Source organism: Paraburkholderia sp. XV (genome assembly GCF_020177535.1).
Lineage (GTDB): Bacteria > Pseudomonadota > Gammaproteobacteria > Burkholderiales > Burkholderiaceae > Paraburkholderia > Paraburkholderia caribensis.
This window is the reverse complement of the sequence record NZ_JAGUUD010000086.1, coordinates 1-24,732: the sequence shown is the minus strand read 5'-3', so window position 1 is coordinate 24,732 and position 24,732 is coordinate 1. Positions and strand designations below refer to the sequence as shown.

Below are 24,732 nucleotides of genomic sequence, written 5' to 3'. Positions count from 1 at the left end.
TTCTGATTCCACGACATGGCGACGACAACGACCAAGACGAGGCGCGCGAAGGGCCAGCGGGCCGGAGCGAGTCCCGCGCGCTGGGTGATGTATGCCGGCGCGGTCTTCGTCGTCGCGTGGGTCGCCACGCAGCTTTTCTATTTCGCGCAAATCGCTGTGTGGAACTCTGTGAATCCGCAATCGACGGCATTCATGCGTTCCGATGCCTGGCGTCTTTCGCGAGATCGTCCCGATCTGTCGATCCAGCATACGTGGGTTCCCTACGATCAGATCTCACGCAACCTGAAGCGCGCGATTATCGCTTCGGAAGATGCGAACTTCGCCAACAACAACGGCTACGAGACAGACGCGATTCTCCAGGCATGGGAGAAGAACAAGGCGCGCGGCAAGATCGTCGCGGGCGGCTCCACGATCACGCAGCAACTGGCGCGAAATCTGTTCTTGTCGCGTGAAAAGAGCTATATCCGCAAGGGCCAGGAACTGATCATCACGTGGATGCTCGAGACGCTGATGGACAAGGAGCGCATCTTCGAGATCTATCTGAATTCGGTTGAATGGGGCAATGGGGTCTATGGCGCGGAAGCGGCGGCGCGTTATTACTTCAAGACGTCGGCTGCGAAGCTGACAGCGGGGCAGTCGGCGCGGCTCGCCGTGATGCTGCCGAGGCCGAAATATTTCGACGAGCATCGTACTTCCGGCTATCTCACGCAGCGCGCGCGGGTGATCGCGCGCCGGATGGGCGCGGCGGAACTGCCGGACTGAGCCTCTCGCCGAGCGCAAAAAATGAAATGGCGATGATCCATGCGGATCATCGCCATTTTTGCGTCTGGTGGCTGCGAGCGGGTAACTGAACCGGTAGTTCGCACCGACCACGAAGTCGTTCTTCGTCCAGTCCGTGTCGTACGCGTGGGACGCGTCGCGCGTGCGTTCCGAGAACATGCTTACGTTCTTCGTGAACTTGTATTCGAGGCCGAGGCCGTCGTGCAAGCGCGAGCCCGGCCAGTCGGCGGGTGCTCGGCGCTGGAGTCTTCGCGGACCTCCGCCATGGTTCGTCATCGACAATTCCCAAAATATGGACTCGACGTTCATATGTTGGTGAATCTCAAAAAAGCGCCCTACAATCCGGTTCAACGAGCCGAGACCGGCCAAGAAACACCGCCTCGTCGCCAGCGCAAGCCGCGCGGCGCACCGAAGCGGGACGAAAATCGGAGACACCACGCCATGCCTTCCAGCACCTTGCTGCACAACCCGCTCGCGCTTACCCGCGCGAACCTTGCGCAGCTTCGAATCTCGCCCGACGCGCACCGTCACGCCGGCATTTCGCGGTAACTCACCTTTTGTCTGTTGCCAGTCGCCATGAACAAAGCGATGACCTCTCACGTCGAGTCCGAAGCGCCCGAGGCGCCTGAAGTCGAAACGCCGCGCAAGCCGGCCGCGCGTCCCGCCAACGGCGCGGTCGCGCCCACGCCGCCCGCCGACACCATCGGCCTGCCGAGCACGCTGCTCGACATCACGCCGCAGCAAGCCGGCACGCAGACGCTGCTGCGCGGCCTCGCGATCCTCGAAGCCGCCGCTGCGGGCGTGCGCGATCTGCGCACCTTCGGCGCCGCGCTCGGCACGACGCGCAGCACGACGCACCGGCTCGTCAGCAGCCTCGTCCAGGCGCGCTATCTGCGCCAGGTGCAGGGCGGCTACCTGCTCGGCCCGAAGCTGATCGAACTCGGCACGATCGCGCTCGAGCAGATGCCGCTCACGACCGTCGCGCGTCCGCATCTGGCGTCGCTGGCCGAACTGACGCACGACACGATCCACCTCGGCGTGCGTGACGGCGACGACGTGCTGTACATCGACAAGATTCCCGGTACGCGCGGCCTCGAAATGCGCTCGCGCGTCGGCCACCGGATGCCGCTCGCCTCGACGGGTATCGGCAAGGCGATGATGCTCGACCTCGGTCCCGACCAGTGGCAGTCGCTGTTCGACGCGTCGCGCCGCGCGCTCGCGGGCGTCAGCTTCAAGCCCGACAACCGGCCCGACCAGCAGACCTTCATGCAGCGCATGACGAACTACTCGGCAGGCGGCTTCACGTTCGACCTCGAAGAGAACGAAGCGTCGATCCGCTGCGTGGCCGCACCCGTGCGCGACGCGTCGGGTTCGATCGTCGCGGCGCTGTCGGTCGCAAGCACGATTCCGTACATGTCGCTCGAGCGCATGGACGAACTGATTCCCGTCGTGCAGCGCGAGGCGCGCGCGATTTCGGAAGAACTGGGCTGGCGTGTTCCGCAACCGACTACCCGCAGGATCAAACGATGACTCAGACGGGCTCGACCCTGTCCACGGAACAAGCCCAGCCGGCGCAGACGGCGGCAGCGGCAGCCAATGTCACATCGGCCGCGCTGATCGCGCTCGATTGGGGCACGACGTCGCTGCGCGCCTATCTGTTCGATGCGAACGGCGCGGTGCTGGAAACGCGCGCGTCGACGGCGGGCATCATGAATCTGCCGCGCCCGGCGGCGGACGGCGGTTTCGACGCGGCGTTCGATGCCGTCGTCGGCGCGTGGCTGGACCGCGCGCCCGGGCTGCCCGTGATCGCGGCCGGCATGGTCGGCAGCGCGCAAGGCTGGAAGGAAGCGCCGTACGTGAATGCGCCCGCCAGCGCCGATGCGCTCGTCGGCGGCATCGTGCGCGTGCAGACCGCGCGCGGCGTGCCGCTGAATATCGTGCCCGGCGTGCTGCAGAACGGCGAACTGCCCAACGTGATGCGCGGCGAGGAAACGCAGATTTTCGGCGCGCTGGCCTGCGCGGGACCGTCGGCGGCGGGCAAGGGCCTGTTGATCGGCCTGCCGGGCACGCACGCGAAGTGGGTGATGGTGCGCGACGCGAAGATCGAGCGCTTCGACACGTTCATGACGGGTGAAGTCTTCGCCGCGCTCTCCGAGCACACGATTCTCGGCCGCACGATGCTCACGCCCGACCAGCCCGACACCGATGCATTCCTGCGCGGCGTGCGAGTTGCGCGCGACAAGGGCCGCGCCGGCGTGCTCGCAACGATTTTCAGCACGCGCACGCTGGGCCTGACGGGCCAGCTTGCGCGCGAGCAGCAACCCGATTATCTGTCCGGCCTGCTGATCGGCCACGAACTGAGCGGCCTCGAAGCGGCGCTCGCGCAACAGCATTCGACGCTCGCCGGCAGCGCGCTGCAACTGATCGGCAACGAGGCGCTGTGTGAACGCTACCGGCTCGCGCTTGCGCAATTCGGCTGCCATCAGGCGGACCTCGTGAAGCAGGCGACCGAGCGCGGCTTGTGGCGCATCGCGGCGCAAGCGGGGCTGGTCGGCGAAGCGTCGGGCGCCGCTCAGTTGAACTGAAGCGCGACCCGAAGCGCGAGCTGAACGAGATCCGCGCCGGCGCGCAACGAACCCAAGGAACCGACATGTCACTCGATCTGAATCTGCCCGCACCGTACCAGCCGCACGCCGGCCTGATGGCCGCGTTCGAAGCGTGCCCGCTGGTCGCGATTCTGCGCGGCATCACGCCCGCCGATGCCGCCGACCACGGCCGCGCGCTGTACGAAGCAGGCTTTCGCATCATCGAAGTGCCGCTCAATTCGCCGAACCCGTTCGACAGCATTGCGGCGATCCGCCAGGCGGTGCCTGTAGACGCCATCATCGGCGCGGGCACGGTGCTACGCGGCGAACTCGTGCACGACGTGAAGGCGGCGGGCGGCGAACTGATCGTGATGCCGCACAGCGACCCCGAAGTCGTGACGACGGCGAAGTCGCTCGCGATGGCGTGCGCGCCGGGCGTCGCGACGCCGACGGAAGCCTTTATCGCGCTGAAGAACGGCGCGGACGTGCTGAAGATGTTCCCCGCCGAGCAGCTCGGCTGCCAGGTCGTGAAGGCGTGGCGCGCGGTGATTCACAAGGACGTGCCGCTGCTGCCCGTCGGCGGTGTGTCGCCGGACAACATGGGGCCGTTCCTGTCCGCGGGCGCGAACGGTTTCGGACTCGGCTCGGCGCTGTACAAGCCCGGCCAGCCGGCGACGACGACGGCTTCGCATGCGAAGGCGTTCATCAACGGGCTGCGCATCGCGCGCGCGGGCGTGAAGAAATGAAACGGCTGCAAGGCAAGGTCGCGCTGGTGACGGGTGCGGGACGCGGCATCGGCGCGGCGATCGCGACGGCGTTCGCGCGCGAGGGCGCCGCTGTCGTGCTCGCCGAGCTCGACATCGAAACCGCGCAGCGCACGGCCGCCGACATCGCCGCGCAAACGGGCGGCAAGACGCTCGCCGTCCAGACGGACGTCACGCAATCCGCGTCCGTGCAGCGCGCGGTGAGCGAAGGCGAAAGCGCCTTCGGCCCGATCGACGTGCTGGTGAACAACGCCGGCATCAACGTGTTTTGCGACCCGCTGACGATGACCGACGAAGACTGGCGCCGCTGCTTCGCCGTCGATCTGGACGGCGTGTGGAACGGCTGCCGCGCGGTGCTGCCGGGCATGGTCGAGCGCGGCGCGGGCAGCATCGTGAACATCGCGTCGACACACTCGTTCAAGATCATTCCGGGCTGCTTCCCGTACCCGGTCGCAAAGCACGGCGTGATCGGCCTCACGCGCGCGCTCGGCATCGAATACGCGCCGCGCAACGTGCGCGTGAATGCGATCGCGCCGGGCTACATCGAAACGCAGCTGACGCGCGACTGGTGGGACGGTCAGTCCGATCCTGCCGCCGCGCAGCAGGCGACGCTCGATCTGCAGCCGATGAAGCGCATCGGCAAGCCGGAAGAAGTCGCGATGACAGCCGTCTTTCTCGCCTCGGATGAAGCGCCCTTCATCAACGCGAGTTGCATCACGGTCGATGGCGGGCGCTCTGCGCTTTACCACGACTGAAAGACTGAACAAGCAAAGAACAAAGCAGTAGCGAAGGAACAGAAAAAGCAGCAAAGCCGCTCCGCACCCGGGGCGACGGTGTGAACCGCCTGACGCGCTGGCCGCGTGTGTCGGTGGCGGTACAAGAAGACGCGGCCGATAACCTTCTCGTTACTCATTAGTCAGGAGACACGCATCATGAAACGCAGAATTTTCCTCACGCTGGCAGCAGCGGCGACGGCGGTGCTGTTCAACGCACCCGTTGCGCAAGCCGCCGACCCGGTCAAGATCGGTTTCCTCGTGAAGCAGCCGGAAGAGCCGTGGTTCCAGGACGAGTGGAAGTTCGCCGAAGCCGCTGCGAAGGAAAAGGGCTTCACGCTGGTGAAGATCGGCGCGCCTTCGGGCGAGAAGGTCATGAGCGCAATCGACAACCTCGCTGCGCAAAAGGCACAAGGCTTCGTGATCTGCACGCCGGACGTCAAGCTCGGACCGGGCATCGTCGCGAAGGCGAAGGCTGACGGCCTGAAGATGATGACGGTGGACGACCGCCTCGTCGACGGCGCAGGCAAGCCGATCGAATCGGTGCCGCACATGGGCATCTCGGCTTACAACATCGGCAAGCAGGTTGGCGAAGGCATCGCGGCTGAAATCAAGAAGCGCGGCTGGGACATGAAGGACGTCGGCGCAATCGACGTGACCTACGAACAGCTGCCGACGGCGCATGACCGCACGGCCGGCGCCACCGACGCGCTGATCGCCGCCGGTTTCCCGAAGGCCAACATCATCGCCGCGCCGCAAGCGAAGACCGACACGGAAAACGCGTTCAACGCAGCCAACATCGCGCTGACGAAGAATCCGAACTTCAAGCACTGGGTCGCCTACGGCCTGAACGACGAAGCCGTGCTCGGCGCCGTGCGCGCAGCGGAAGGCCGCGGCTTCAAGGCCGACAACATGATCGGCATCGGCATTGGCGGCTCGGACTCGGCATTGAACGAGTTCAAGAAGCCGAACCCGACTGGCTTCTTCGGCACCGTGATCATCAGCCCGAAGCGCCACGGCGAAGAGACGTCGGAACTGATGTACTCGTGGATCACGCAAGGCAAGGAACCGCCGAAGCTCACGCTGACGACGGGCATGCTCGCCACGCGCGACAACGTCGGCGAAGTGCGTGAAAAGATGGGTCTCGCATCGAAGTAAGCGCGACGCACGCGTGTGAGTGCACATGAGCGGCACTCACGCGCCGCGCGCCCCGGCCGTGATCGGCGGGGCGTGCGGCACGGAACGGTTCAGAAGCAGAGGGGCAAGCCATCGTGAACGCCGCACCGGGCGAACGGCTGCGGCATGAACGAAGGTTCAATCGAAGCAACAGGAGGCAAAGTGTCAGCGACGCTGCGTTTTGACAATATCGGCAAGGTGTTTCCAGGCGTGCGTGCGCTCGACGGCATCTCTTTCGACGTGCATGCCGGCCAGGTGCATGGCCTGATGGGCGAAAACGGCGCAGGGAAATCGACCCTGCTGAAAATTCTCGGCGGTGAATATCAGCCGGATTCCGGCCGCATGATGATCGACGGCAACGAGGTGCGGTTCGCGAATGCGGGCGCCTCGATTGGCGCGGGCATCGCGGTGATTCACCAGGAACTGCAGTACGTGCCCGATCTGACGGTCTCGGAAAACCTGCTGCTCGGCCGCCTGCCGAACACGGTCGGCTTCGTGAAGAAGGCCGACGCGAAGCGCTACGTGCGCGAGCAACTCGCGGCGATGGGCGTGGATCTCGATCCGAATGCGAAGCTGCGCAAGCTCTCCATCGCGCAACGCCAGATGGTCGAAATCTGCAAGGCGCTGATGCGCAACGCCCGCGTGATCGCGCTCGACGAGCCGACCAGTTCGCTGTCGCACCGCGAAACCGAGGTGCTGTTCAAGCTGGTGCGCAATCTGCGCGCCGACAACCGCGCGTTGATCTACATCTCGCACCGCATGGACGAGATCTATCAGCTGTGCGACGCGTGCACGATTTTCCGCGACGGCCGCAAGGTCGCGTCGCATCCGACGCTGGAAGGCGTGAGCCGCGACACGATCGTGGCGGAAATGGTCGGCCGCGAAATCTCGGACATCTACGGCTACCGGCCGCGCGAACTCGGCGAAGTGCGCTTCTCGGTGAAGAACATCGAAGGCAAACCGCTGACGGAACCGGCGAGCTTCGAGGTGCGGCGCGGCGAGATCGTCGGCTTCTTCGGGCTGGTGGGCGCGGGCCGCAGCGAACTGATGCACCTGATCTACGGCGACGATCCGAAGAAGGGCGGCGAACTGGTGCTCGACGGCAAGCCGATCAAGGTGAAGAGCGCGGGCGAAGCGATTCGCCAGGGCATCGTGCTGTGCCCGGAAGACCGCAAGGAAGAAGGCATCGTCGCGATAGCTTCCGTGGCGGAGAACATCAATATCAGCTGCCGCCGTCACTATCTGAAGGCGGGGCTGTTTCTCGATCGCAAGAAGGAAGCCGAAACGGCTGACCGCTTCATCAAGCTGCTGAAGATCAAGACGCCGAGCCGCCGTCAGAAAATCCGGTTTCTTTCGGGCGGCAACCAGCAGAAAGCGATTCTGTCGCGCTGGCTGGCCGAGCCGGATCTGCGCGTCGTGATTCTCGACGAGCCGACGCGCGGCATCGACGTCGGCGCGAAGCACGAAATCTATAACGTGATTTATGAACTGGCCGAGCGCGGCTGCGCGATCGTGATGATCTCGTCGGAATTGCCGGAAGTGCTGGGCGTGTCCGACCGGATTCTCGTGATGCGCCAGGGGCGCATTTCGGGCGAGCTGCCGCGCAGCGCTGCCACCGAGCAATCGGTGCTGAGCCTCGCGCTGCCGAAGAGCTCGACGACGGCGCAGGCGGCCTGAACGCCCGGGCACGCCGGCTGGATGAAACGAAAGCCGCAAGACATCTGTAACTGACAGGATCTACAACAGTCCTGTAACCCGTGGGGAACGGGAGGAGTGAACCAAATGCAAGCCAGAGAAAACCTCACGCAACAGGCCGCCAAGAGCGCCGCTGAAGCGCTGATTCCGCAAGCCAACGACAAGCAGAAGTGGTGGCAGCAGATCACGGAGTACAGCCTGATCGTGATCTTCGTCGTGATGTTCATCACGATGTCGCTGACCGTCGATCACTTCTTCTCGATCGAGAACATGCTCGGCCTCGCGCTGTCGATTTCGCAGATCGGCATGGTTGCGTGCACGATGATGTTCTGTCTCGCGTCGCGCGACTTCGACCTTTCCATCGGTTCGACGGTCGCCTTTGCCGGCGTGTTGTGCGCGATGGTGCTCAACGCGACGGGCAACACGTTTATCGCGATCGTCGCCGCTGTCGTGGCGGGTTCGGTGATCGGCTTCGTCAACGGCGCGGTGATCGCGTATCTGCGCATCAACGCGCTGATCACGACGCTCGCGACGATGGAAATCGTGCGCGGCCTCGGCTTCATCGTGTCGCATGGTCAGGCCGTGGGCGTGTCGTCGGATACGTTCATCGCGCTCGGCAGCCTGTCGATGTTCGGCGTGTCGCTGCCCATCTGGGTGACGCTGGTGTGCTTCATCGTGTTCGGCGTGATGCTGAACTCGACGGTGTACGGTCGCAACACGCTCGCGATCGGCGGCAATCCGGAGGCGTCGCGTCTCGCGGGTATCAATGTCGAACGTACGCGCGTCTATATCTTCCTGATTCAGGGCGCGGTGACGGCGCTGGCGGGTGTGATTCTCGCGTCGCGTATCACGTCGGGTCAGCCGAACGCCGCGGAAGGTTTCGAGCTGAACGTGATTTCGGCGTGCGTGCTGGGCGGCGTGTCGCTGCTCGGCGGCCGCGCGACGATTTCGGGCGTCGTGATCGGCGTGCTGATCATGGGCACCGTCGAAAACGTGATGAACCTGATGAACATCGACGCGTTCTATCAGTACCTCGTGCGCGGCGCGATCCTGCTCGCGGCGGTGCTGCTGGACCAGTTGAAGAACCGCGGCTCGCGTGACTGATTAGCGACTGATTTTTCTCTACGCTCAACGCCAGAAGAAGGAAACCGAACGATGTCGTCTCCCGCCAACGCGAACGCGCGTGAAGAACAGAGCGTCTACGCGCGCTATCCGAGCCTCGTGGATCGCACGGTGCTGATTACGGGCGGCGCGACGGGGATCGGCGCGTCGTTCGTCGAACACTTCGTCGCGCAGGGCGCGCGCGTCGCGTTCTTCGATATCGACGAAACGGCGGGCGACGCGCTCGCCGATCAACTCGGCGATTCGCGTCACAAACCGCTGTTTCTACGCGTCGATCTGACCGATATCGACGCGCTGAAAAAGGCGATCGCCGACGTGCGCGCGGCGCTCGGCCCGATCGAAGTGCTGGTGAACAATGCAGCGAACGACAAGCGCCACAAGATCGAAGACGTGACGCCCGAGTCGTTCGACGCGGGCATCGCCGTCAACATCCGTCACCAGTTCTTCGCGGCGCAGGCCGTCGCCGACGACATGAAAGCGGCGCAGCGCGGCTCGATCATCAATCTCGGCTCGATCAGCTGGATGTTGAAGAACGGCGGCTATCCCGTGTACACGCTGGCGAAGTCGTCGGTGCAGGGCCTCACGAAAGGACTCGCGCGCGATCTCGGTCACTTCGGCATTCGCGTCAATTCGCTGCTGCCGGGCTGGGTGATGACGGAAAAACAGAAGCGCCTGTGGCTCGACGACGCCGGGCGTCTCGCGATCAAGCAGGGCCAGTGCATCGACGCCGAACTGCTGCCCGAAGACCTCGCGCGGATGGCGCTCTTCCTCGCCGCCGACGACAGCCGCATGATCACTGCGCAGGAAGTCATCGTCGATGGAGGCTGGGCATGAGCGACACGATCACCAACGTTCAGGCTGCATTGCTGGTCGATTCGAAATGCACGCTGGGCGAAGGCGCAACCTGGGACGCGCGCAGCGGCCTGTTCTACTGGACGGATATTGAAGGCGCGCGGCTCTGGCGTTACGATCCGCGCGATGGCCGCAGCACGTTCTGGCGTATGCCGGAGCGGCTGTCGACTTTCGCGTTGTGCGCCGATCCGCATTACATGCTGTTGGGTCTCGCGTCGCGGCTGGCTTTCTTCGACCTTGCGACGGGCGAGATCGAGTCCATCGTCGAAGTCGAGCCGGGCTTGAACACGCGCGTCAACGACGGCCGTTGCGATCGCCAGGGACGCTTCGTGTTCGGCACGAAGGACGAAGCGTCGCCCGTGCAGGCCATCGGCGGGTTTTACCGGCTGAATCACGATCTGACACTCGAACGTCTGGCATTGCCATCGCCCGCGATTTCGAACAGTATCGCGTTCAGCCCCGACGGCGCGACCATGTACTTTTGCGATTCGCCGACGCTCGAAATCCGCGCCTGCGATTACCGCGCGGACGGCAGCGTCGCAAACCAGCGGCTGTTCGTGAGGCTGACGGATAGCACGGGCGAGCCGGATGGCTCGACGGTCGATAGCGAAGGCGGCCTGTGGAATGCGCAGTGGGGCGGCCGGCGCGTGGTGCGCTACGACGCGAGCGGTGTGGAAACGGAGCGCGTCGACGTGCCGACCGTGCAGCCCAGCTGCGTCGCGCTGGGCGGCGCGCAACTCGGCACGCTGTATGTGACGAGCGCGCGTGTCGGGCTCGACGCCCAGGCGCTGTCAGGCGATACGCGCGCCGGCGGCGTGTATGTCGCAACGCAGGGCCGGCGCGGTTTGCCGGAGCCGGTGTTCAAGGGATCGCCTGCCGCGCTTGCGGCGAAGCGCAGCGCGTAAGGCAAGCGAACTAAAAGATTCAGGCAGTATCCGAAGCAGGTAGTCCACGCCCCGAACGCAGTTGGCTTTGGGGCGCGCAGCAAAACTCAGGAGGCGGCCGCTACGACGTGCCGCCCGCACAAGCAGCCATCTGTTCTCCGATGCGCCGATCATGCCGTCCGATGCCTCTCGTGGGAGTGTGATATGACTGTCGCGAATTCCGCTGTCCCATCTTCTCCACAATCTCGTGCGCGCCGCGCACGCCTCGCGGCCACCGTGCAGCCCGTGCTAGCCGGGCCGAGTACGTCCGCGGTGGCCGTCGGCGCGGGAAGCGCCGCCGACGTCGCCTGCGTGACGCTCGCCAATTCGCTGCTAAGGCTCGATGTGGCGCCGTCGCTGGGCGGTGGTGTCACGCGCTTCGACTTTCGCAACGAAGGCACGCTCGTGCCCGTGTTCCGGCGCTGCCGTCATGTCGATGCAGACACCGACGCGAACGATCTCGCCTGCTATTCGCTGCTGCCGTATTCGAACCGGATCGGCGGCGGGCAGTTCATGCTCGGCGAGCGCGCGATCGACGTGCCGTGCAACCGCACGGGCGAATCGCTGCCGATTCACGGCGACGGCTGGCTCGCGAACTGGACCATCGCCGCCGCCGACGCCGAAAACCTCACGCTGACGCTCGACCGCCGCGACGGCAAGCCGTACGCTTATCGCGCGACGCAGACTTACGCGCTGGACGGCTCGACGCTCGTCATCACGCTCGAAGTCGAAAACACCGGCCGCGAAGCGATGCCGTTCGGCCTTGGCGTGCATCCGTTTCTGGTGCGCGATGCCGACACGCAACTGTCGGCGGCTGCGGCAGGCTTGTGGCTGTCCGGCGAAGACTGGCTGCCAGTACGCCATGTGCCCGTGCCGCCCGCGTGGCAGTTCGGCGTGGCGTATCCGTTGCCGCGCTCGCTCGTCAATCATGCGTTCACCGGCTGGAGCGGCCATGCGACGGTCGTGTGGCCGAAGCGCCGCCTGTCGCTGACAATGTCGTCGAGCACCGAGTACTACATCCTCTACACGCCGCCGTCGAAAGACTTTTTCTGCTTCGAACCCGTCGATCATCCGATCAACGCGATGAACCTGCCGGGCGGTGCCACCGACAACGGCATGACGATGCTCGCGCGCGGCCAGCGGCTTGCGCGCTCGTTCAGCTTCGCGGTCGAGCGCACAGGACTGCGCGCGATGGCAGGCGGCCGCGCGGCGAAGCGCGGATAGCAAGGGCGGGCAATCAGGGCGGGTATCAAGGGCGGCTATAAAGGGCGGACAGCGGCAACGGGCCGATCGCGGATGCGGCCCGCAATGCGCCGCGCGAGTAAAATACGCGGCTCATCCGTTACCCGCGCGCCGCGAGATTTCCTATGTCCACATTCATCCAGACGCTCGACCACGCATGGCACACGACGAATTCGCTGCTGTGCGTCGGCCTCGATCCCGAGCCGACCAGGTTTCCCGGCGCGTACGCCAACCGTTCTGACGCGATCTTCGATTTCTGCAAGAAGATCGTCGACGCGACGGCGCCTTACGCATCGTCGTTCAAGCCGCAGATTGCCTATTTCGCCGCGCACCGCGCCGAAGAGCAGCTTGAGCAACTGATCGCGCACATCCACCTGAAGCATCCCGGCCTGCCCGTGATTCTGGATGCGAAGCGCGGCGATATCGGCAGCACGGCCGAGCAATACGCGCGCGAAGCGTTCGACCGTTATCGCGCCGACGCCGTCACGGTGAATCCGTACATGGGCTTCGATTCGATCGAGCCGTACCTGGAGCACGACGGCAAGGGCGTGATCGTGCTGTGCCGGACGTCGAATCCGGGCGGCTCGGACCTGCAGTTTCTGGAGACGGAAGGTCGTCCGCTGTATCAGACTGTCGCGCGGCTCGCGGCGGAAAAGTGGAACGCGAAGGGGCAACTGGGTCTGGTGGTCGGCGCGACGTTCCCGAAGGAAATCGAAGTGGTGCGCGGCATTGTCGGCGACATGCCGCTGCTGATTCCCGGTATCGGCGCGCAAGGCGGCGACGTCGAAGCGACGGTCCGGGCAGGGCGCACGGCAGCGGGCACGGGCATGCTGATCAACTCGTCGCGCGCGATTCTGTACGCGGGCAAGGGCGACGATTGGGTCGAAGCCGCCGCGCAGGCCGCGAAGGACACGCGCGACCGTATCAACGCGTTTCGCTAAGGCGCGGCGTTAGTGCTGCGCAGGGCGGCCCCGGTCAAGCGCGGGCCGGCCCTAACTTCGCGATCAGCGTGCGGTGCCGCGGATACTCTCGCACCAGCGCGTCGACATCCGCGATCTCGAACTCGCTGAACTCAAACCCCGGCGCGACCGTGCAGCCGACGAGCGCAACGCCCGCCGCATCGTCGCACTGTACGGCGAACCACCGGCCGGACGTGACGACGGCCTGAAACACGCAGCCGGCATCTTCAATCGCGTTGCCCAGACGATGCACCGTGAGCGAGCCGTCGTCTTCCAGCACATAGACGTTGAGCGGATCGCCCGCGTAGAAATGCCAGACTTCGTCCGACTGGATGCGGTGCCACGCGGAGTGCGCGCCGTCGCAAAGCAGGTAGTAGATCGCCGTGGAGGCGGAGCGGGAATCGGCGGAACCCTCGCGGCGGATCGCGTCGGCCGAGCGGTACGTCTCGCGAAAGAAGCCGCCTTCGGGATGCGGCTGCAAATCGAAGCGGCGAATCAGTTCGTCGCGGGCGATATGACGGGCCATGATTTCCTGCCGTAGTCGGGAATGAGGAAGCTCAACGCTCGCGTTCGTCGAGCAAGGTCAACAGCCCGCGCAATGCGTGCGTCGCCGCCTGCACGCGCACGCGCTCGCGGTCGCCCTTGAACACCAGCGTCTCGACGACGGTATGCAGCCGGTTGCTCCATCCGAAGCACACCATCCCGACCGGCTTTGTCTCCGTCCCGCCGCCGGGGCCGGCCACGCCCGTAATCGACAGCGCGACCTGCGCGCGGGAATTGCGCAACGCGCCTTCGACCATCGCCCGCGCGACCGGCTCCGACACGGCGCCGTGCTTCTCGATGAGATCGGGCGGCACGCCGATCATCTCGCTCTTGGCCTGGTTCGAGTACGTGACGAAGCCGCGCTCGAACCATCCGCTGCTGCCGGAAATATCGGTGATGGCCGTCGCGACCATGCCGCCCGTGCAGGATTCAGCCGTGGCAAGCATCAGCCGCTCGTCGCGCAGACGATTGCCGGCGCGAATGGCGAGTTGGTGAACGACGGAATCGGTAGTCATGCTGGGCTCGGGATAAGGAAAACGCGGGAAACGCAGGAAACGATCAGACCGACATCCGCCAGAGCGCAATCACGAGCAACGTGAAGAACGCCGCGACGAGATCGTCGAACATGATGCCAAAGCCGCCTTTCAGTCTGCGGTCGAAATAACGAATGGGCGGCGGCTTCACCATGTCGAAGAAGCGGAACACGATGAACGCCCACAGCTGTCCCGTGAAGGTGGCGGGCGTCACCATCAGCAGCACCAGCCAGAACGCGACGATCTCGTCCCACACGACGGGCGACGGATCTTCAATGCCGAGCCGGTTCGCGGTGAAGCTGCAAATGCCGATGCCCGCGACAAAACCGACGACGATCAGAATGCCCCATTCGATGACGGTCAACTGCGCACTGAACGCAGCGAACGATGCCCACGCGAAGAGTGTGCCGAACGTGCCGGGCGCAATCGGCGACAGGCCGCTGCCGAAACCCAGCGACAAGATATGCAACGGATGTGACAGCATGAAGCGCGCGGTCGCGCGGCGGGGCCGCGGCGCGCGCGGCTCGCCGTTCGACGCTCCTTCAGGCTTGCCGTCGGGTGTGCCGCCGGATGGGCCGGGCTGTCCGCCTGTTGGCGCGTCGGAGAAACTGCCGGCCGGGCCAAGCGAGGATTCATTCTGCATGGAAATGATCGAAGCCTTGCAACGTCAATGTAAGTGGAGCGCCTGACGCGTCGTGCCACGAGATCGCGGGCACGGCGTCGGCCGCATCGAGCGGAGTTATTGTACCGACGCGCGTCACGGGCAAACGTGCCTGTTGACCCGCTGCAACGACTTCGGCGCGCGCGGCGGGCGGCGCAGTGAAGCACAACTCGTAGTCGTCGCCGCCCGCGATCGTGCAGCGGCGTTGGATGTCCGCGGAGAGACGGCGCAGCGCGTCCGACCGTGGTAGCGCGTCGGCGTCGACGGTCGCGTTCACGCGCGAGCGTTCGAGGATGTGCATCAGGTCGCCCGCCAGGCCGTCGGAAATATCCAGCGCGGCGCGCGCGATCCCGCGTAACGCCAGACCCAGCGCGACACGCGGCTCGGGCAGCTCCATGGCGCGGCGGAATGTCGCAGCGTCGCTGGCATCCGCGGACCACTCGCCGCGTTGCACGCCGAGGCTCGCACGCGCGTCGCCCAGCGTACCGGATACCCAGATGTCGTCGCCGGGCTGCGCGGCGTCGCGGCGCAGCGCGCTCTGCGGCGGCACCGAGCCGAATACGGTGATGCACAGATTCAGCGGCCCGCCCGTCGTATCGCCGCCGACCAGTTCGCAGCCATGGCGCCCGGCGAGTTCGAAGAGACCGTCGCTGAACGCGGACAGCCAGTCGGCGTCGGCTTTCGGCAGCGAGAACGCGAGCGTGAACGCTTGCGGCTTTGCGCCCATCGCCGCGAGGTCCGACAGATTGACGGCGAGCGCCTTGTGACCGAGCGCCTTCGGATCGACGTCGGGAAAGAAGTGGCGGCCTTCGACCAGCATGTCCGTCGAAATGGCGAGCATCTCCCCAGCGGGCGGCGCAAGCAGCGCGCAATCGTCACCGATGCCCAAGGCAGCGCGCTGCGGGTAGGTCGAATCCGACGCGCGGCGCGCGAAGAAGCGGTCTATCAGCGAAAACTCTGAAAGCATAAATGAGGCGTACGAGTGCGAAAGACGGCGGAAGCGGGTGAATGGATGCGCTCAAGAAACGCTAATCGAAGCTAACACGATGCTAAAGGCGCGCATTGTAGTCGCGGCGCGGAGGCCGACAAAACGGTGTGCTTTCCTTTCACGCTGTTTCGGTCGCGGCACTTGCACCCGGATTGCAGGGTTCGACTTTTGGGATTGGCGCTACAATGCGATCGAACATCTATTCTAATCCGCACTTCCAAGTCCGCTTATGTCGACTCCCGTCAATATCAAACTCCGTGAAGCCGCACTCGATTATCACGAATTCCCGACCCCCGGGAAGATCGCGATCGCCCCGACCAAGCAGATGATCAACCAGCGCGACCTCGCGCTGGCGTACTCGCCTGGCGTTGCGTTCGCGTGCGAGGCGATCGTCGAAAACCCGCTGAATGCGGCGCGCTTCACGGCGCGCAGCAACCTGGTCGGCGTCGTGTCGAACGGCACCGCGGTGCTCGGCCTGGGCAACATCGGGCCGCTCGCGTCGAAGCCGGTCATGGAGGGCAAGGCCGTCCTGTTCAAGAAATTCGCCGGTATCGACGTGTTCGACATCGAGCTGAACGAGTCGGACCCGCACAAGCTGGTCGAGGTGATCGCGGCGCTCGAGCCGACCTTCGGCGGCATCAACCTTGAAGACATCAAGGCGCCGGACTGCTTCATCGTCGAGCGCGAATGCCGCAAGCGCATGAAGATTCCCGTTTTCCACGACGACCAGCACGGCACGGCGATTGTCGTCGCGGCGGCTGTCACGAACGGGCTGAAGGTGGTCGGCAAGAGCATCAAGGAAGTGAAGCTGGTCGCGTCGGGCGCGGGCGCTGCGTCGCTGGCGTGTCTGAACCTGCTGGTCGATCTCGGCATGCCGATCGAGAACATCTACGTGACCGACCTGGCCGGTGTCGTCTACAAGGGCCGCACGGAACTGATGGACCCGGACAAGGAGCGGTTTGCTCGTGAGACGGACGCGCGCACGCTGTCGGAAGTGATGGGCGGAGCGGATGTGTTCCTCGGCCTGTCGGCGGGCGGCGTGCTCAAGCAGGACATGGTCAAGCAGATGGCCGACAAGCCGCTGATTCTCGCGCTCGCCAACCCGACGCCGGAAATCCTGCCGGAACTCGCGCTCGAAGTGCGCCCCGACGCCGTGCTCGCGACGGGCCGCACCGACTATCCGAACCAGGTCAATAACGTTCTGTGTTTCCCGTTCATCTTCCGCGGCGCGCTCGACGTCGGCGCGACGGTGATTACGAAGGAAATGGAAATTGCCGCAGTCAACGCGATCGCGGAACTGGCGCGCCAGGAACAATCCGACATCGTCGCGACGGCTTACGGCATTCAGGACCTGTCGTTCGGTCCGGAGTATCTGATTCCGAAGCCTTTCGATCCGCGCCTGATCGTTCAGATCGCGCCCGCCGTTGCGCAGGCTGCGATGGATGCCGGCGTCGCCACGCGTCCGATCGAAGACATGGAGGCGTACAAGCAGCATCTGCAGCAGTTCGTCTACCACAGCGGCACGACGATGAAGCCGATCTTCCAGCTCGCGCGTGGCGTCGAGCCGGAGAAGAAGCGCATCGTGTTCGCCGAGGGCGAGGAAGAGCGCGTGCTGCGCGCGGTGCAGATCGCCGTCGACGAAAAGCTGGCGAAGCCGATTCTGATCGGCCGTCCGGCTGTGATCGAGCAACGCATCGCGAAGTATGGCCTGCGTCTCGTCAATGGCCAGGACTATACGATCGTCAACACCGACCACGACGAACGCTACCGCGACTTCTGGCAGACCTATCACAAGATGATGTCGCGCAAGGGCTTCACGGAGCAGATGGCGAAGCTGGAAATGCGCCGCCGCACGACGCTGATCGGCTCGATGCTGGTGAAGAAGGGCCACGCCGACGGCATGATCTGCGGCACGGTCAGCACGACCCACCGCCACCTGCACTTCATTGATCAGGTGATCGGCAAGAAGGAAGGCGCGAAGGTCTACGCGGCAATGAACGCATTGGTGCTGCCGAACCGCCAGATTTTCCTCGTTGATACGCACGTGAACGTCGATCCGACGGCGGAGGAACTGGCCGAGATCACGATCATGGCGGCGGAAGAAGTGCGGCGCTTCGGCATCGAACCGAAGATCGCGCTGCTGTCGCACTCGAACTTCGGCACGAGCAACGCGCCTTCTGCGCAGAAAATGCGCGATGTGCTGGCTATCTTGCAGGAACGTGCACCGCATCTGCAGGTGGACGGCGAAATGCACGGCGACCTGGCACTCGACGCGAACCTGCGCAAGGAAATCCTCGCGGATTCGACGCTGGAAGGCGACGCGAACCTGCTGGTGCTGCCGAATATCGACGCCGCCAACATCTCGTACAACCTGCTGAAGACGGCAGCCGGCAACAACATCGCGATCGGGCCGATCCTGCTCGGCGCGGCGCAGCCGGTGCATGTGCTGACGCCGTCGGCAACCGTTCGCCGGATCGTCAACATGTGACGGCGCTGCTCGTCGCGGATGTGAACGCAACGCGTTAAATCTGCGATTGTTTCGGCGCGAGCTGTTGGTTCTTAGCTCGCGCAGGCAAAAAAAGAGGCGTGCCCGCGATGGGCACGCCTTCGAGCAATGGCTGGGGATTAGCCATCCCGCAAAAAGGCAGATGCTTGACGTGAATCGGTTGTGCGAACTGTCCGGACGACGAGGCATGAACGCCGTCCAACATCTTGCCTTGAGATAACTTTATCTCAATCGGGCTAAAATCTCTGTCAAAATGTGTCATATCTGGCGTCGGCGCCCTGCCGGTTTTCGCCTGGACGACCTTTCGTCCGACTAATGAACGTTGATTCCAAAAGACATTAGCGATACCCTTACGACTTTCATGGTCGTCAAACTCGTTAGTTAACAGCGGGAATCCTGGACTCATGGCACGCAAGTGGCTCCGCGACGGCGTGCTGATCGCCGCCTTGACGGTTGGCGGCCTGGTCGTTGGATCAGGCGGCTTTCCGGCGGGCGCCCTGGCCCGGGAAGCGCAGCAGGGGCAGGCGGGAGGCACGATCGCGGTGGCGCAATTGCCGCCGCAAGCCGTCAGCACATTGAACTTGATTGCAGCTGGCGGGCCTTATCCGTATGAGAAGGACGGCGTCGTATTCGGCAATCGTGAGCGGTTGCTGCCGCCGCACCGGCGCGGCTATTACCACGAATACACCGTTCCCACGCCAGGCGCCCGCGATCGCGGCGCACGGCGCATCGTCTGTGGGGGGCCGCTCAGGCGGACCGCCAATTGCTACTACTCAGACGACCACTACGCCAGTTTTAATCGCATTATTGAATGACATCGGGATAATCGGCATGAGCGACAACGTCTACGCGCACGACTCGAAAGTCGCGACGGATTTTCTCGCGGCCGGCGACGGCAATATGTTCCAGCGCGTCATGCAGATGCGCGATGCCGGCCAGGTCCGTGACGTCCAGAACGAAGCCAGTACGGGCCTTTCATCGGAAGAGGAGCGCATGAGTCTTTTCCAGACCGTACGACCGAACATCGTGCAGTCGATCCGCGCGTTCCGCGTGCAGGATCTCGCCGACGAAGCGGCTCGGCTCGGTCAGCATTTCCTCTATGCATTCGTGGGCAACGCCCAGTCGAAGCAGGAAGTGATGGAAACCATCGCGACGTCGTTCCTGTTTCCGAAGCATTTCGGCAAGAATTACGACGCGCTGTACGACTCGCTGACCGATCTCGTTCATAAGGCTGGCTCGCAACCGGGATTCGTCATCGTGCTCGAAGCGCTGCCGATCGCGATCAAATTCGACAAGGAAGCACGTGAAACGCTGCTCGACGTGTTCCGCGAGGCCGCAGAGTTCTGGGCGGAGCGCAAGGTGGCGTTCCGGGTGTTTTACTCGTTTGCCTGAGTGTTTGATCTGAAATAAGAAAGGCCCGCCAATTGGCGGGCCTTTTGCATTCAGGTGATGGCTTTTTTCGGGGGAAGGCGCCGCAAGACGCGCCGCTTACCAGCCGCCCCAGCGCGCGGCCAGCGCGGACAGCACGGCGATCCCGGCTGTCTCGGTGCGCAGCACGCGCGGGCCGAGACCGACGGACGTAAAACCGTGGCTCGCCGCCGCCGCTTCTTCGGCAGCGGAGAAGCCGCCTTCCGGGCCGACCAGGATCAGCGCGCGGACGGTCGGCGGCTCGCTGGGCAAGGCGGAGAACGGCACGCTCGCGCGCGGCGACAGCAGCAGGCGCAACTCGCCGTCGGCGGGTTCCTTCGGCATCGAGCCGAGCCACGTGGCGAGTTCGCGTGTCGGCATCACTTCCGGCAGGCGGTTGCGCCCGCATTGCTCGCACGACGCCTGCACGATCCGCTGCCAGTGAACCTGCCTGCGTTGCGCGCGCTCGCCGGACAGGCGCACGACGCTGCGCGTGGTCGTGAGCGGCACGAATTCGGACGCGCCGAGTTCGGTCGCTTTTTCGATCAGCCAGTCCATCTTGTCGCTGCCGGCGATACCCTGTGCGAGCGTCAACCGATAGGGCGGCTCAGCCTCGACGTCGCGGAACGGGCCGATCCGCACGATGGTTCCATGGCGATCCATATCGACGATTTCGGCGCTGTACTCGCCGCCGGCGCCGTTGAACAGGCTCACGGTGTCGCCGGGTTGCAGACGCAGGACACGCACGTGCCGATTGACTTCATCCGGCAGGGAAACGATGTCGTCGGTTTTGAACGGGGTGCCGACGAAGAAGCGAGGCATAAGGAAAGTTCTCATTCATTCAAGACAGGTGGCAGGCTAACGCCCAGCGGTAGCCGTCGAGATCTTCGATCTGGGCAAAACGATCGCCCCAGAACTGATCTTGCGGTTCGCTCAGCGACCTGGCGCCGGCCGCAATGGCCCGCGCATAGACCGTGTCGACGTCGTCGACATAAAGGTAAAACGATTGGGGTGCCGTCGTGGCCGCGCTTTTCGGGGTTTTCGCCGTCGAGCCGAACGCGCCTTCCGGGGCGAACATGACGATCAATTGATCCTGATACGTCATCTCGACGTGCATGACGGCGCCATCGTCGTGCACGCTGTCCCGGACCCGGAAACCGAACGCCGCTTCGAAGAACGCGATCGAGGTGCGCGCATCGCGGACGGTCAGATACGGCGTCAGCCATGGCACTCCGGCGGGGCGTGAGGCAGTCATCGAACTCTCCTGAACCAGTGGGTCGTCATGCCATCGCCTTCGCTACCAGGGTTGCCTCGCGGCGGCCAGTGCCGAAGAAGCGATGAATTTTGCAGCACTCTCAAACCTAACGCTCTAAGAATCGGCTTAGTTTATCGCTGGATACGCGACGAACGGCGAATAATGAACCGCACGGCGATATTTCCAGCGTCAGGCGCATCCGGATTTTCGCAGGATCGTGCTTGCTTTGCGGAATCGTAAATCGCGACAACACACGGAAGGATCTAGACAGGGCCGAAAAAGTTCTGGAGATTGCGCGCCGTCAAGCGCGCGGGAAACAGGCCGCAGATCGAGGCCGCATGACGCAGCGACGGCCTGCGCAGCGTGCGCCGGCCGGGTGCCCATGCGCGCTGGATCGCTCCGAAACGCCCGTCCTATGGCCGAAGACGCGGCCGGCTATCTGTTAGAATATTCCGCTTCGCAGCCCTGTCCGTTTGCTCTGCCTGCCCCGCGTCTCCCGGCGCCGCACCGTGCGCCGAAGCAGACTGGCCGCCGGGCTTCCGGACCATCAACGGCGCCTCCGCTTTTTGGACCATTCTCCGGACTCGACATGACGACCTCGTCTCCCGCACCCACCTCCCTGATGGCCAACGCGATCCGCGCGCTCGCCATGGATGCCGTTCAACAAGCGAACTCCGGTCACCCCGGCATGCCCATGGGCATGGCCGAGATCGGTGTTGCGCTGTGGTCGCGACACCTGCGTCACAACCCGAAAAACCCGCATTGGTCCGATCGCGACCGCTTCGTGCTGTCGAACGGTCACGGCTCGATGCTGCTGTACTCGCTGCTGCATCTGACGGGCTACGACCTGCCGATGGAAGAGCTGAAGAACTTCCGTCAAATGCACTCGAAGACGCCGGGCCACCCCGAGTACGGCATCACGCCGGGCGTCGAGACGACCACGGGCCCGCTCGGCCAGGGCCTCGCGAACTCGGTCGGCATGGCGCTCGCCGAGTCGCTGCTCGCGAACGAATTCAACAAGCCTGACGCGAAGATCGTCGATCACCACACGTATGTGTTCCTCGGCGACGGCTGCCTGATGGAAGGCATCTCGCACGAAGCCTGCTCGCTCGCGGGCGTGCTGAAGCTGAACAAGCTGATCGCGTTTTACGACGACAACGGCATTTCGATCGACGGTGAAGTGGTTCACTGGTTCCACGACGACACGCCGAAGCGCTTCGAGGCATACGGCTGGAACGTGATTCCGGGCGTGGTCGGTCACGACGTCGACGCCGTGGACGCCGCGATCCAGAAGGCGAAGCAGTCGGACAAGCCGACACTGATCTGCTGCAAGACCGTGATCGGTGAAGGCTCGCCGAACAAGGCGGGCACGCACGACGTGCACGGCGCGGCGCTGGGCGAAAAGGAAGTCGCGGCCGTGCGCGAGAAGCTCGGCTGGCACTATCCGCCGTTCGTGATTCCGCCGGAAGTCTACGCAGCGTGGGACGCGACGGAGAAGGGCGCGAAAATCGAAGGCGAATGGAACGACGCGTTCGCTGCATACCGCGCCAAGTACCCGCAGGAAGCTGCCGATTTCGAGCGCCGCATGGCGAACAAGCTTCCCGCCGACTGGGCGGAGAAGGCACAGGCGATCATCGCTGGCGCGAACGAGCGCGCTGAAACCATCGCGACCCGCAAGGCGTCTCAGCAGGCTATCGAAGGCCTCGCGGCCGTGCTGCCGGAACTGGTCGGCGGCTCGGCTGACCTGACGGGCTCGAACCTGACCAACTGGAAGGCGGCGAAGTACGTGCGCGTCGGCGAGAACGGCGCGGCGGGTAACTACGTCAACTACGGCGTGCGCGAATTCGGCATGAGCGCGGCCATCAATGGTCTCGCGGTGCATGGCGGCCACAAGGCGTTCGGCGGCACGTTCCTGACCTTCTCGGACTACAGCCGCAACGCGCTGCGCGTCGCCGCACTGATGAAGTCGCCGTCCATCTTCGTGTTCACGCACGACTCGATCGGCCTCGGCGAAGACGGCCCGACGCACCAGTCCATCGAACACGTCGCGAGCCTGCGCCTGATTCCGCACATGCAGGTATGGCGCCCGGCGGATACCGTCGAAACGGCGGTTGCGTGGACGCAGGCCATCGAGCATCAAGGTCCGTCGAGCCTGATCTTCAGCCGCCAGAACCTCGCATTCAACCCGCGCACGGATGCTCAGATCGCGAACATCGCGAAGGGCGGCTATGTGCTGAAGGACTGGAACGAGGACATTCCGGCGCGCAAGATCATCCTGATCGCGACGGGCTCGGAAGTCGAACTGGCGATGAAGTCGGTCGAAGCGCTGGCGCGCGAAGGCATTGCGGCACGTGTCGTGTCGATGCCGTCCACCACCACGTTCGACAAGCAGGACGCCGAATACCGCGAGCGCGTGCTGCCGCACGGCGTGCGCCGCGTCGCAATCGAAGCGGGCGTGACGGACTTCTGGCGTAAGTATGTCGGTCTGGAGGGCGGCGTCGTCGGGATTGACGTGTTCGGCGAATCCGCGCCGGCCGGCGTGCTGTTCAAATATTTCGGCTTCACCGTCGAGAAGGTTGTCGAGACGGCCAAGGCCGCACTCGGCTAATTGCGCGCCACGTCATGCGCGCTGCGTTCCGGCGGCGCGCATGACGGCTGGTCGCGCATCAGCCGAAGCATCACGGAAGAATTTTTTCAGCCATCAGGAGATAGAACATGACGATTCGCGTCGCAATCAACGGCTATGGCCGGATCGGCCGCAATACGCTGCGCGCCTTCTATGAAAACGGCAAGAAGCACGATCTCGAGATCGTCGCGATCAACGACCTCGGCGACGCCAAGACCAATGCGCACCTGACGCAGTACGACACGGCGCATGGCAAGTTCCCGGGCGAAGTGACCGTCGACGGCGAGAACCTGATCGTCAACGGCGACAAGATCCGCGTGCTGGCCAACCGCAATCCGTCTGAACTGCCGTGGGGCGAGCTGGGCGTCGACGTCGTGCTGGAATGCACGGGCTTCTTCACGACGAAGGAAAAGGCGAGCGCACACATCAAGGGTGGCGCGAAGAAGGTGATCATTTCGGCGCCGGGCGGCAAGGACGTCGACGCGACGATCGTGTATGGCGTGAACCACAACGTGCTGAAGGCGTCGGACACGGTCATCTCGAACGCATCGTGCACGACGAACTGCCTCGCGCCGCTCGTCAAGCCGCTGAACGACAAGATCGGTCTGGAAACGGGTCTGATGACCACGATCCACGCGTACACGAACGACCAGGTGCTGACCGACGTGTATCACGAAGACCTGCGCCGCGCGCGTTCGGCCACGCATAGCCAGATCCCGACGAAGACGGGTGCTGCATCGGCGGTCGGTCTCGTGCTGCCGGAACTGAACGGCAAGCTGGATGGTTACGCGATCCGTGTTCCGACTATCAATGTGTCGATCGTCGATCTGTCGTTCATCGCCAAGCGCGATACGACGGTTGATGAAGTCAACGCGATCATGAAGGAAGCGTCGGAAGGCGCGCTGAAGGGCATCCTCGGGTATAACTCGGCGCCGCTGGTTTCGATCGACTTCAACCATAACCCGGCTTCGTCGACGTTCGATGCGACGCTGACCAAGGTGTCGGGCCGTCTGGTGAAGGTGTCGAGCTGGTATGACAATGAGTGGGGTTTCTCGAACCGCATGTTGGATACGGCGGTTGCACTCGCTAACGCGAAGTAAGTTTTTTTTCGCTGTTCAAGTAAGTTTTTTTCGCTGTTCAGCGGGAAGAGGCCGTCCTTTGGGCGGCTTTTTCTTTTTGGGGTTGGTTTTGGTCGCGGTGCGGTTGGTTTGGTTTGGTTTTCTGGACCTTTGCGCTGGTATCCGCGATTTGCTTTTGCTTTTGCTTTTGCTTTCGCTTTCGCTTTCGCTGGCATCCGCGAATTGTTAGCTTGCTTCAGGCGTCGCCCCTGTGCGGGGCGGCA

At 64.1% G+C, this 24,732-nt stretch carries 24 protein-coding genes and 1 pseudogene; 18 read left to right on the top strand and 7 right to left on the bottom strand.

Translation table 11 applies throughout. The features are described 5' to 3' along the window. The first annotated feature begins 15 nt into the window (after positions 1 to 15). The 13 genes from mtgA (at position 16) to pyrF (ending at position 12,853) form a co-directional block, all read left to right on the top strand. Positions 16 to 762 (top strand): monofunctional biosynthetic peptidoglycan transglycosylase, encoded by a 747-nt coding sequence (gene mtgA / locus KFO72_RS30400; RefSeq protein ID WP_054929010.1) that lies wholly within the window; start codon positions 16 to 18, stop codon positions 760 to 762. Positions 763 to 801: 39 nt separating this feature from the next. Next, on the top strand, positions 802 to 1,329 hold the full coding sequence (locus KFO72_RS30395) for a hypothetical protein (protein WP_225033685.1): 528 nt from the start codon (positions 802 to 804) through the stop codon (positions 1,327 to 1,329). A gap of 27 nt (positions 1,330 to 1,356) precedes the next feature. After that, positions 1,357 to 2,310, top strand: coding sequence for an IclR family transcriptional regulator (locus KFO72_RS30390; RefSeq protein ID WP_054929008.1), 954 nt, complete (start codon positions 1,357 to 1,359; stop codon positions 2,308 to 2,310). Beyond that, positions 2,307 to 3,365 (top strand): 2-dehydro-3-deoxygalactonokinase, encoded by a 1,059-nt coding sequence (locus KFO72_RS30385; RefSeq protein WP_054929007.1) that lies wholly within the window; start codon positions 2,307 to 2,309, stop codon positions 3,363 to 3,365. Before KFO72_RS30390 ends, KFO72_RS30385 begins: the two co-directional genes overlap by 4 nt. A gap of 65 nt (positions 3,366 to 3,430) precedes the next feature. Next, positions 3,431 to 4,111, top strand: a complete 681-nt coding sequence (locus KFO72_RS30380) for a 2-dehydro-3-deoxy-6-phosphogalactonate aldolase (RefSeq protein WP_054929006.1) — start codon at positions 3,431 to 3,433, stop codon at positions 4,109 to 4,111. After that, complete coding sequence (locus tag KFO72_RS30375) at positions 4,108 to 4,884, top strand: SDR family oxidoreductase (RefSeq protein WP_060599667.1); 777 nt, start codon at positions 4,108 to 4,110, stop codon at positions 4,882 to 4,884. Before KFO72_RS30380 ends, KFO72_RS30375 begins: the two co-directional genes overlap by 4 nt. A 177-nt stretch (positions 4,885 to 5,061) precedes the next feature. Beyond that, on the top strand, positions 5,062 to 6,060 hold the full coding sequence (locus KFO72_RS30370) for an arabinose ABC transporter substrate-binding protein (RefSeq protein ID WP_054929004.1): 999 nt from the start codon (positions 5,062 to 5,064) through the stop codon (positions 6,058 to 6,060). 180 nt (positions 6,061 to 6,240) lie between these two features. Next, complete coding sequence (araG, locus tag KFO72_RS30365; protein WP_054929022.1) at positions 6,241 to 7,755, top strand: L-arabinose ABC transporter ATP-binding protein AraG; 1,515 nt, start codon at positions 6,241 to 6,243, stop codon at positions 7,753 to 7,755. A 105-nt stretch (positions 7,756 to 7,860) separates the two neighbouring features. Continuing rightward, entirely contained in the window at positions 7,861 to 8,877 is a 1,017-nt protein-coding gene (gene araH / locus KFO72_RS30360; protein WP_225033684.1) for an L-arabinose ABC transporter permease AraH, read from the top strand. A gap of 51 nt (positions 8,878 to 8,928) precedes the next feature. Continuing rightward, the gene (locus KFO72_RS30355; RefSeq protein WP_060599668.1) at positions 8,929 to 9,729 is read left to right on the top strand and encodes an SDR family NAD(P)-dependent oxidoreductase; all 801 of its coding nucleotides are present in this window, start codon (positions 8,929 to 8,931) and stop codon (positions 9,727 to 9,729) included. Further along, a complete protein-coding gene (locus KFO72_RS30350) occupies positions 9,726 to 10,652 on the top strand; it encodes an SMP-30/gluconolactonase/LRE family protein (protein WP_225033683.1) in 927 nt (308 codons plus the stop codon). The genes KFO72_RS30355 and KFO72_RS30350 overlap by 4 nt, the downstream gene beginning before the upstream one ends. A 183-nt stretch (positions 10,653 to 10,835) precedes the next feature. Continuing rightward, positions 10,836 to 11,894 (top strand): aldose 1-epimerase, encoded by a 1,059-nt coding sequence (locus KFO72_RS30345; protein ID WP_060599670.1) that lies wholly within the window; start codon positions 10,836 to 10,838, stop codon positions 11,892 to 11,894. A 143-nt stretch (positions 11,895 to 12,037) separates the two neighbouring features. Continuing rightward, entirely contained in the window at positions 12,038 to 12,853 is an 816-nt protein-coding gene (pyrF, locus tag KFO72_RS30340; protein WP_036002577.1) for an orotidine-5'-phosphate decarboxylase, read from the top strand. Positions 12,854 to 12,887: 34 nt separating this feature from the next. Here the strand turns inward: pyrF and KFO72_RS30335 are convergent, their stop codons facing one another. From KFO72_RS30335 to thiL, 4 genes are read right to left on the bottom strand one after another with little or no spacing between them, the layout of a single operon-like run. Continuing rightward, on the bottom strand, positions 12,888 to 13,397 hold the full coding sequence (locus KFO72_RS30335) for a cupin domain-containing protein (protein ID WP_225033682.1): 510 nt from the start codon (positions 13,395 to 13,397) through the stop codon (positions 12,888 to 12,890). A 31-nt stretch (positions 13,398 to 13,428) separates the two neighbouring features. Further along, complete coding sequence (locus KFO72_RS30330; RefSeq protein WP_036002584.1) at positions 13,429 to 13,929, bottom strand: CinA family protein; 501 nt, start codon at positions 13,927 to 13,929, stop codon at positions 13,429 to 13,431. A 43-nt stretch (positions 13,930 to 13,972) separates the two neighbouring features. Beyond that, positions 13,973 to 14,590, bottom strand: coding sequence for a phosphatidylglycerophosphatase A (locus tag KFO72_RS30325; RefSeq protein ID WP_176053819.1), 618 nt, complete (start codon positions 14,588 to 14,590; stop codon positions 13,973 to 13,975). Continuing rightward, positions 14,580 to 15,575 (bottom strand): thiamine-phosphate kinase, encoded by a 996-nt coding sequence (gene thiL / locus KFO72_RS30320; RefSeq protein WP_225033681.1) that lies wholly within the window; start codon positions 15,573 to 15,575, stop codon positions 14,580 to 14,582. Before thiL ends, KFO72_RS30325 begins: the two co-directional genes overlap by 11 nt. A gap of 250 nt (positions 15,576 to 15,825) precedes the next feature. Between thiL and KFO72_RS30315 the strand changes: the two are divergent. Then, positions 15,826 to 18,122 (top strand): annotated as a pseudogene (locus KFO72_RS30315) (NADP-dependent malic enzyme). Here the strand turns inward: KFO72_RS30315 and KFO72_RS30310 are convergent. Then, positions 18,119 to 18,508, bottom strand: a complete 390-nt coding sequence (locus tag KFO72_RS30310; protein ID WP_225033679.1) for a hypothetical protein — start codon at positions 18,506 to 18,508, stop codon at positions 18,119 to 18,121. The pseudogene KFO72_RS30315 and the gene KFO72_RS30310 overlap by 4 nt on opposite strands. Between KFO72_RS30310 and KFO72_RS30305 the strand changes: the two genes are divergently transcribed. Together KFO72_RS30305 and KFO72_RS30300 are read left to right on the top strand one after the other, a co-directional pair. Then, positions 18,507 to 18,917, top strand: a complete 411-nt coding sequence (locus KFO72_RS30305) for a ribonuclease (protein WP_060599673.1) — start codon at positions 18,507 to 18,509, stop codon at positions 18,915 to 18,917. The two genes, KFO72_RS30310 and KFO72_RS30305, sit on opposite strands and share 2 nt — an antisense overlap. 16 nt (positions 18,918 to 18,933) lie before the next feature. Further along, the gene (locus KFO72_RS30300; protein WP_054928995.1) at positions 18,934 to 19,494 is read left to right on the top strand and encodes a barstar family protein; all 561 of its coding nucleotides are present in this window, start codon (positions 18,934 to 18,936) and stop codon (positions 19,492 to 19,494) included. A 96-nt stretch (positions 19,495 to 19,590) separates the two neighbouring features. Here KFO72_RS30300 and KFO72_RS30295 read toward each other — a convergent pair whose 3' ends face one another. Then, a complete protein-coding gene (locus KFO72_RS30295) occupies positions 19,591 to 20,331 on the bottom strand; it encodes a 16S rRNA (uracil(1498)-N(3))-methyltransferase (protein ID WP_224101775.1) in 741 nt (246 codons plus the stop codon). A 19-nt stretch (positions 20,332 to 20,350) separates the two neighbouring features. Beyond that, on the bottom strand, positions 20,351 to 20,764 hold the full coding sequence (locus tag KFO72_RS30290) for a VOC family protein (protein ID WP_054928993.1): 414 nt from the start codon (positions 20,762 to 20,764) through the stop codon (positions 20,351 to 20,353). 589 nt (positions 20,765 to 21,353) lie between these two features. Between KFO72_RS30290 and tkt the strand changes: the two genes are divergently transcribed. Both tkt and gap read left to right on the top strand, forming a co-directional pair. Further along, on the top strand, positions 21,354 to 23,372 hold the full coding sequence (gene tkt, locus KFO72_RS30285) for a transketolase (RefSeq protein ID WP_054928992.1): 2,019 nt from the start codon (positions 21,354 to 21,356) through the stop codon (positions 23,370 to 23,372). A gap of 107 nt (positions 23,373 to 23,479) precedes the next feature. Then, a complete protein-coding gene (gene gap / locus KFO72_RS30280; RefSeq protein WP_224101776.1) occupies positions 23,480 to 24,490 on the top strand; it encodes a type I glyceraldehyde-3-phosphate dehydrogenase in 1,011 nt (336 codons plus the stop codon). Positions 24,491 to 24,732: the final 242 nt, after the last annotated feature.

Bases quoted from the DNA above. Each gene is read 5' to 3' on its own strand.
- mtgA (WP_054929010.1), top strand. From the start codon at position 16: ATGGCGACGACAACGACCAAGACGAGGCGCGCGAAGGGCCAGCGGGCC.
- KFO72_RS30395 (WP_225033685.1), top strand. From the start codon at position 802: ATGCGGATCATCGCCATTTTTGCGTCTGGTGGCTGCGAGCGGGTAACT.
- KFO72_RS30390 (WP_054929008.1), top strand. From the start codon at position 1,357: ATGAACAAAGCGATGACCTCTCACGTCGAGTCCGAAGCGCCCGAGGCG.
- KFO72_RS30385 (WP_054929007.1), top strand. From the start codon at position 2,307: ATGACTCAGACGGGCTCGACCCTGTCCACGGAACAAGCCCAGCCGGCG.
- KFO72_RS30380 (WP_054929006.1), top strand. From the start codon at position 3,431: ATGTCACTCGATCTGAATCTGCCCGCACCGTACCAGCCGCACGCCGGC.
- KFO72_RS30375 (WP_060599667.1), top strand. From the start codon at position 4,108: ATGAAACGGCTGCAAGGCAAGGTCGCGCTGGTGACGGGTGCGGGACGC.
- KFO72_RS30370 (WP_054929004.1), top strand. From the start codon at position 5,062: ATGAAACGCAGAATTTTCCTCACGCTGGCAGCAGCGGCGACGGCGGTG.
- araH (WP_225033684.1), top strand. From the start codon at position 7,861: ATGCAAGCCAGAGAAAACCTCACGCAACAGGCCGCCAAGAGCGCCGCT.
- KFO72_RS30355 (WP_060599668.1), top strand. From the start codon at position 8,929: ATGTCGTCTCCCGCCAACGCGAACGCGCGTGAAGAACAGAGCGTCTAC.
- KFO72_RS30350 (WP_225033683.1), top strand. From the start codon at position 9,726: ATGAGCGACACGATCACCAACGTTCAGGCTGCATTGCTGGTCGATTCG.
- KFO72_RS30345 (WP_060599670.1), top strand. From the start codon at position 10,836: ATGACTGTCGCGAATTCCGCTGTCCCATCTTCTCCACAATCTCGTGCG.
- pyrF (WP_036002577.1), top strand. From the start codon at position 12,038: ATGTCCACATTCATCCAGACGCTCGACCACGCATGGCACACGACGAAT.
- KFO72_RS30335 (WP_225033682.1), bottom strand. From the start codon at position 13,397: ATGGCCCGTCATATCGCCCGCGACGAACTGATTCGCCGCTTCGATTTG.
- KFO72_RS30330 (WP_036002584.1), bottom strand. From the start codon at position 13,929: ATGACTACCGATTCCGTCGTTCACCAACTCGCCATTCGCGCCGGCAAT.
- KFO72_RS30325 (WP_176053819.1), bottom strand. From the start codon at position 14,590: ATGCAGAATGAATCCTCGCTTGGCCCGGCCGGCAGTTTCTCCGACGCG.
- thiL (WP_225033681.1), bottom strand. From the start codon at position 15,575: ATGCTTTCAGAGTTTTCGCTGATAGACCGCTTCTTCGCGCGCCGCGCG.
- KFO72_RS30305 (WP_060599673.1), top strand. From the start codon at position 18,507: ATGGCACGCAAGTGGCTCCGCGACGGCGTGCTGATCGCCGCCTTGACG.
- KFO72_RS30310 (WP_225033679.1), bottom strand. From the start codon at position 18,508: ATGAGTCCAGGATTCCCGCTGTTAACTAACGAGTTTGACGACCATGAA.
- KFO72_RS30300 (WP_054928995.1), top strand. From the start codon at position 18,934: ATGAGCGACAACGTCTACGCGCACGACTCGAAAGTCGCGACGGATTTT.
- KFO72_RS30295 (WP_224101775.1), bottom strand. From the start codon at position 20,331: ATGCCTCGCTTCTTCGTCGGCACCCCGTTCAAAACCGACGACATCGTT.
- KFO72_RS30290 (WP_054928993.1), bottom strand. From the start codon at position 20,764: ATGACTGCCTCACGCCCCGCCGGAGTGCCATGGCTGACGCCGTATCTG.
- tkt (WP_054928992.1), top strand. From the start codon at position 21,354: ATGACGACCTCGTCTCCCGCACCCACCTCCCTGATGGCCAACGCGATC.
- gap (WP_224101776.1), top strand. From the start codon at position 23,480: ATGACGATTCGCGTCGCAATCAACGGCTATGGCCGGATCGGCCGCAAT.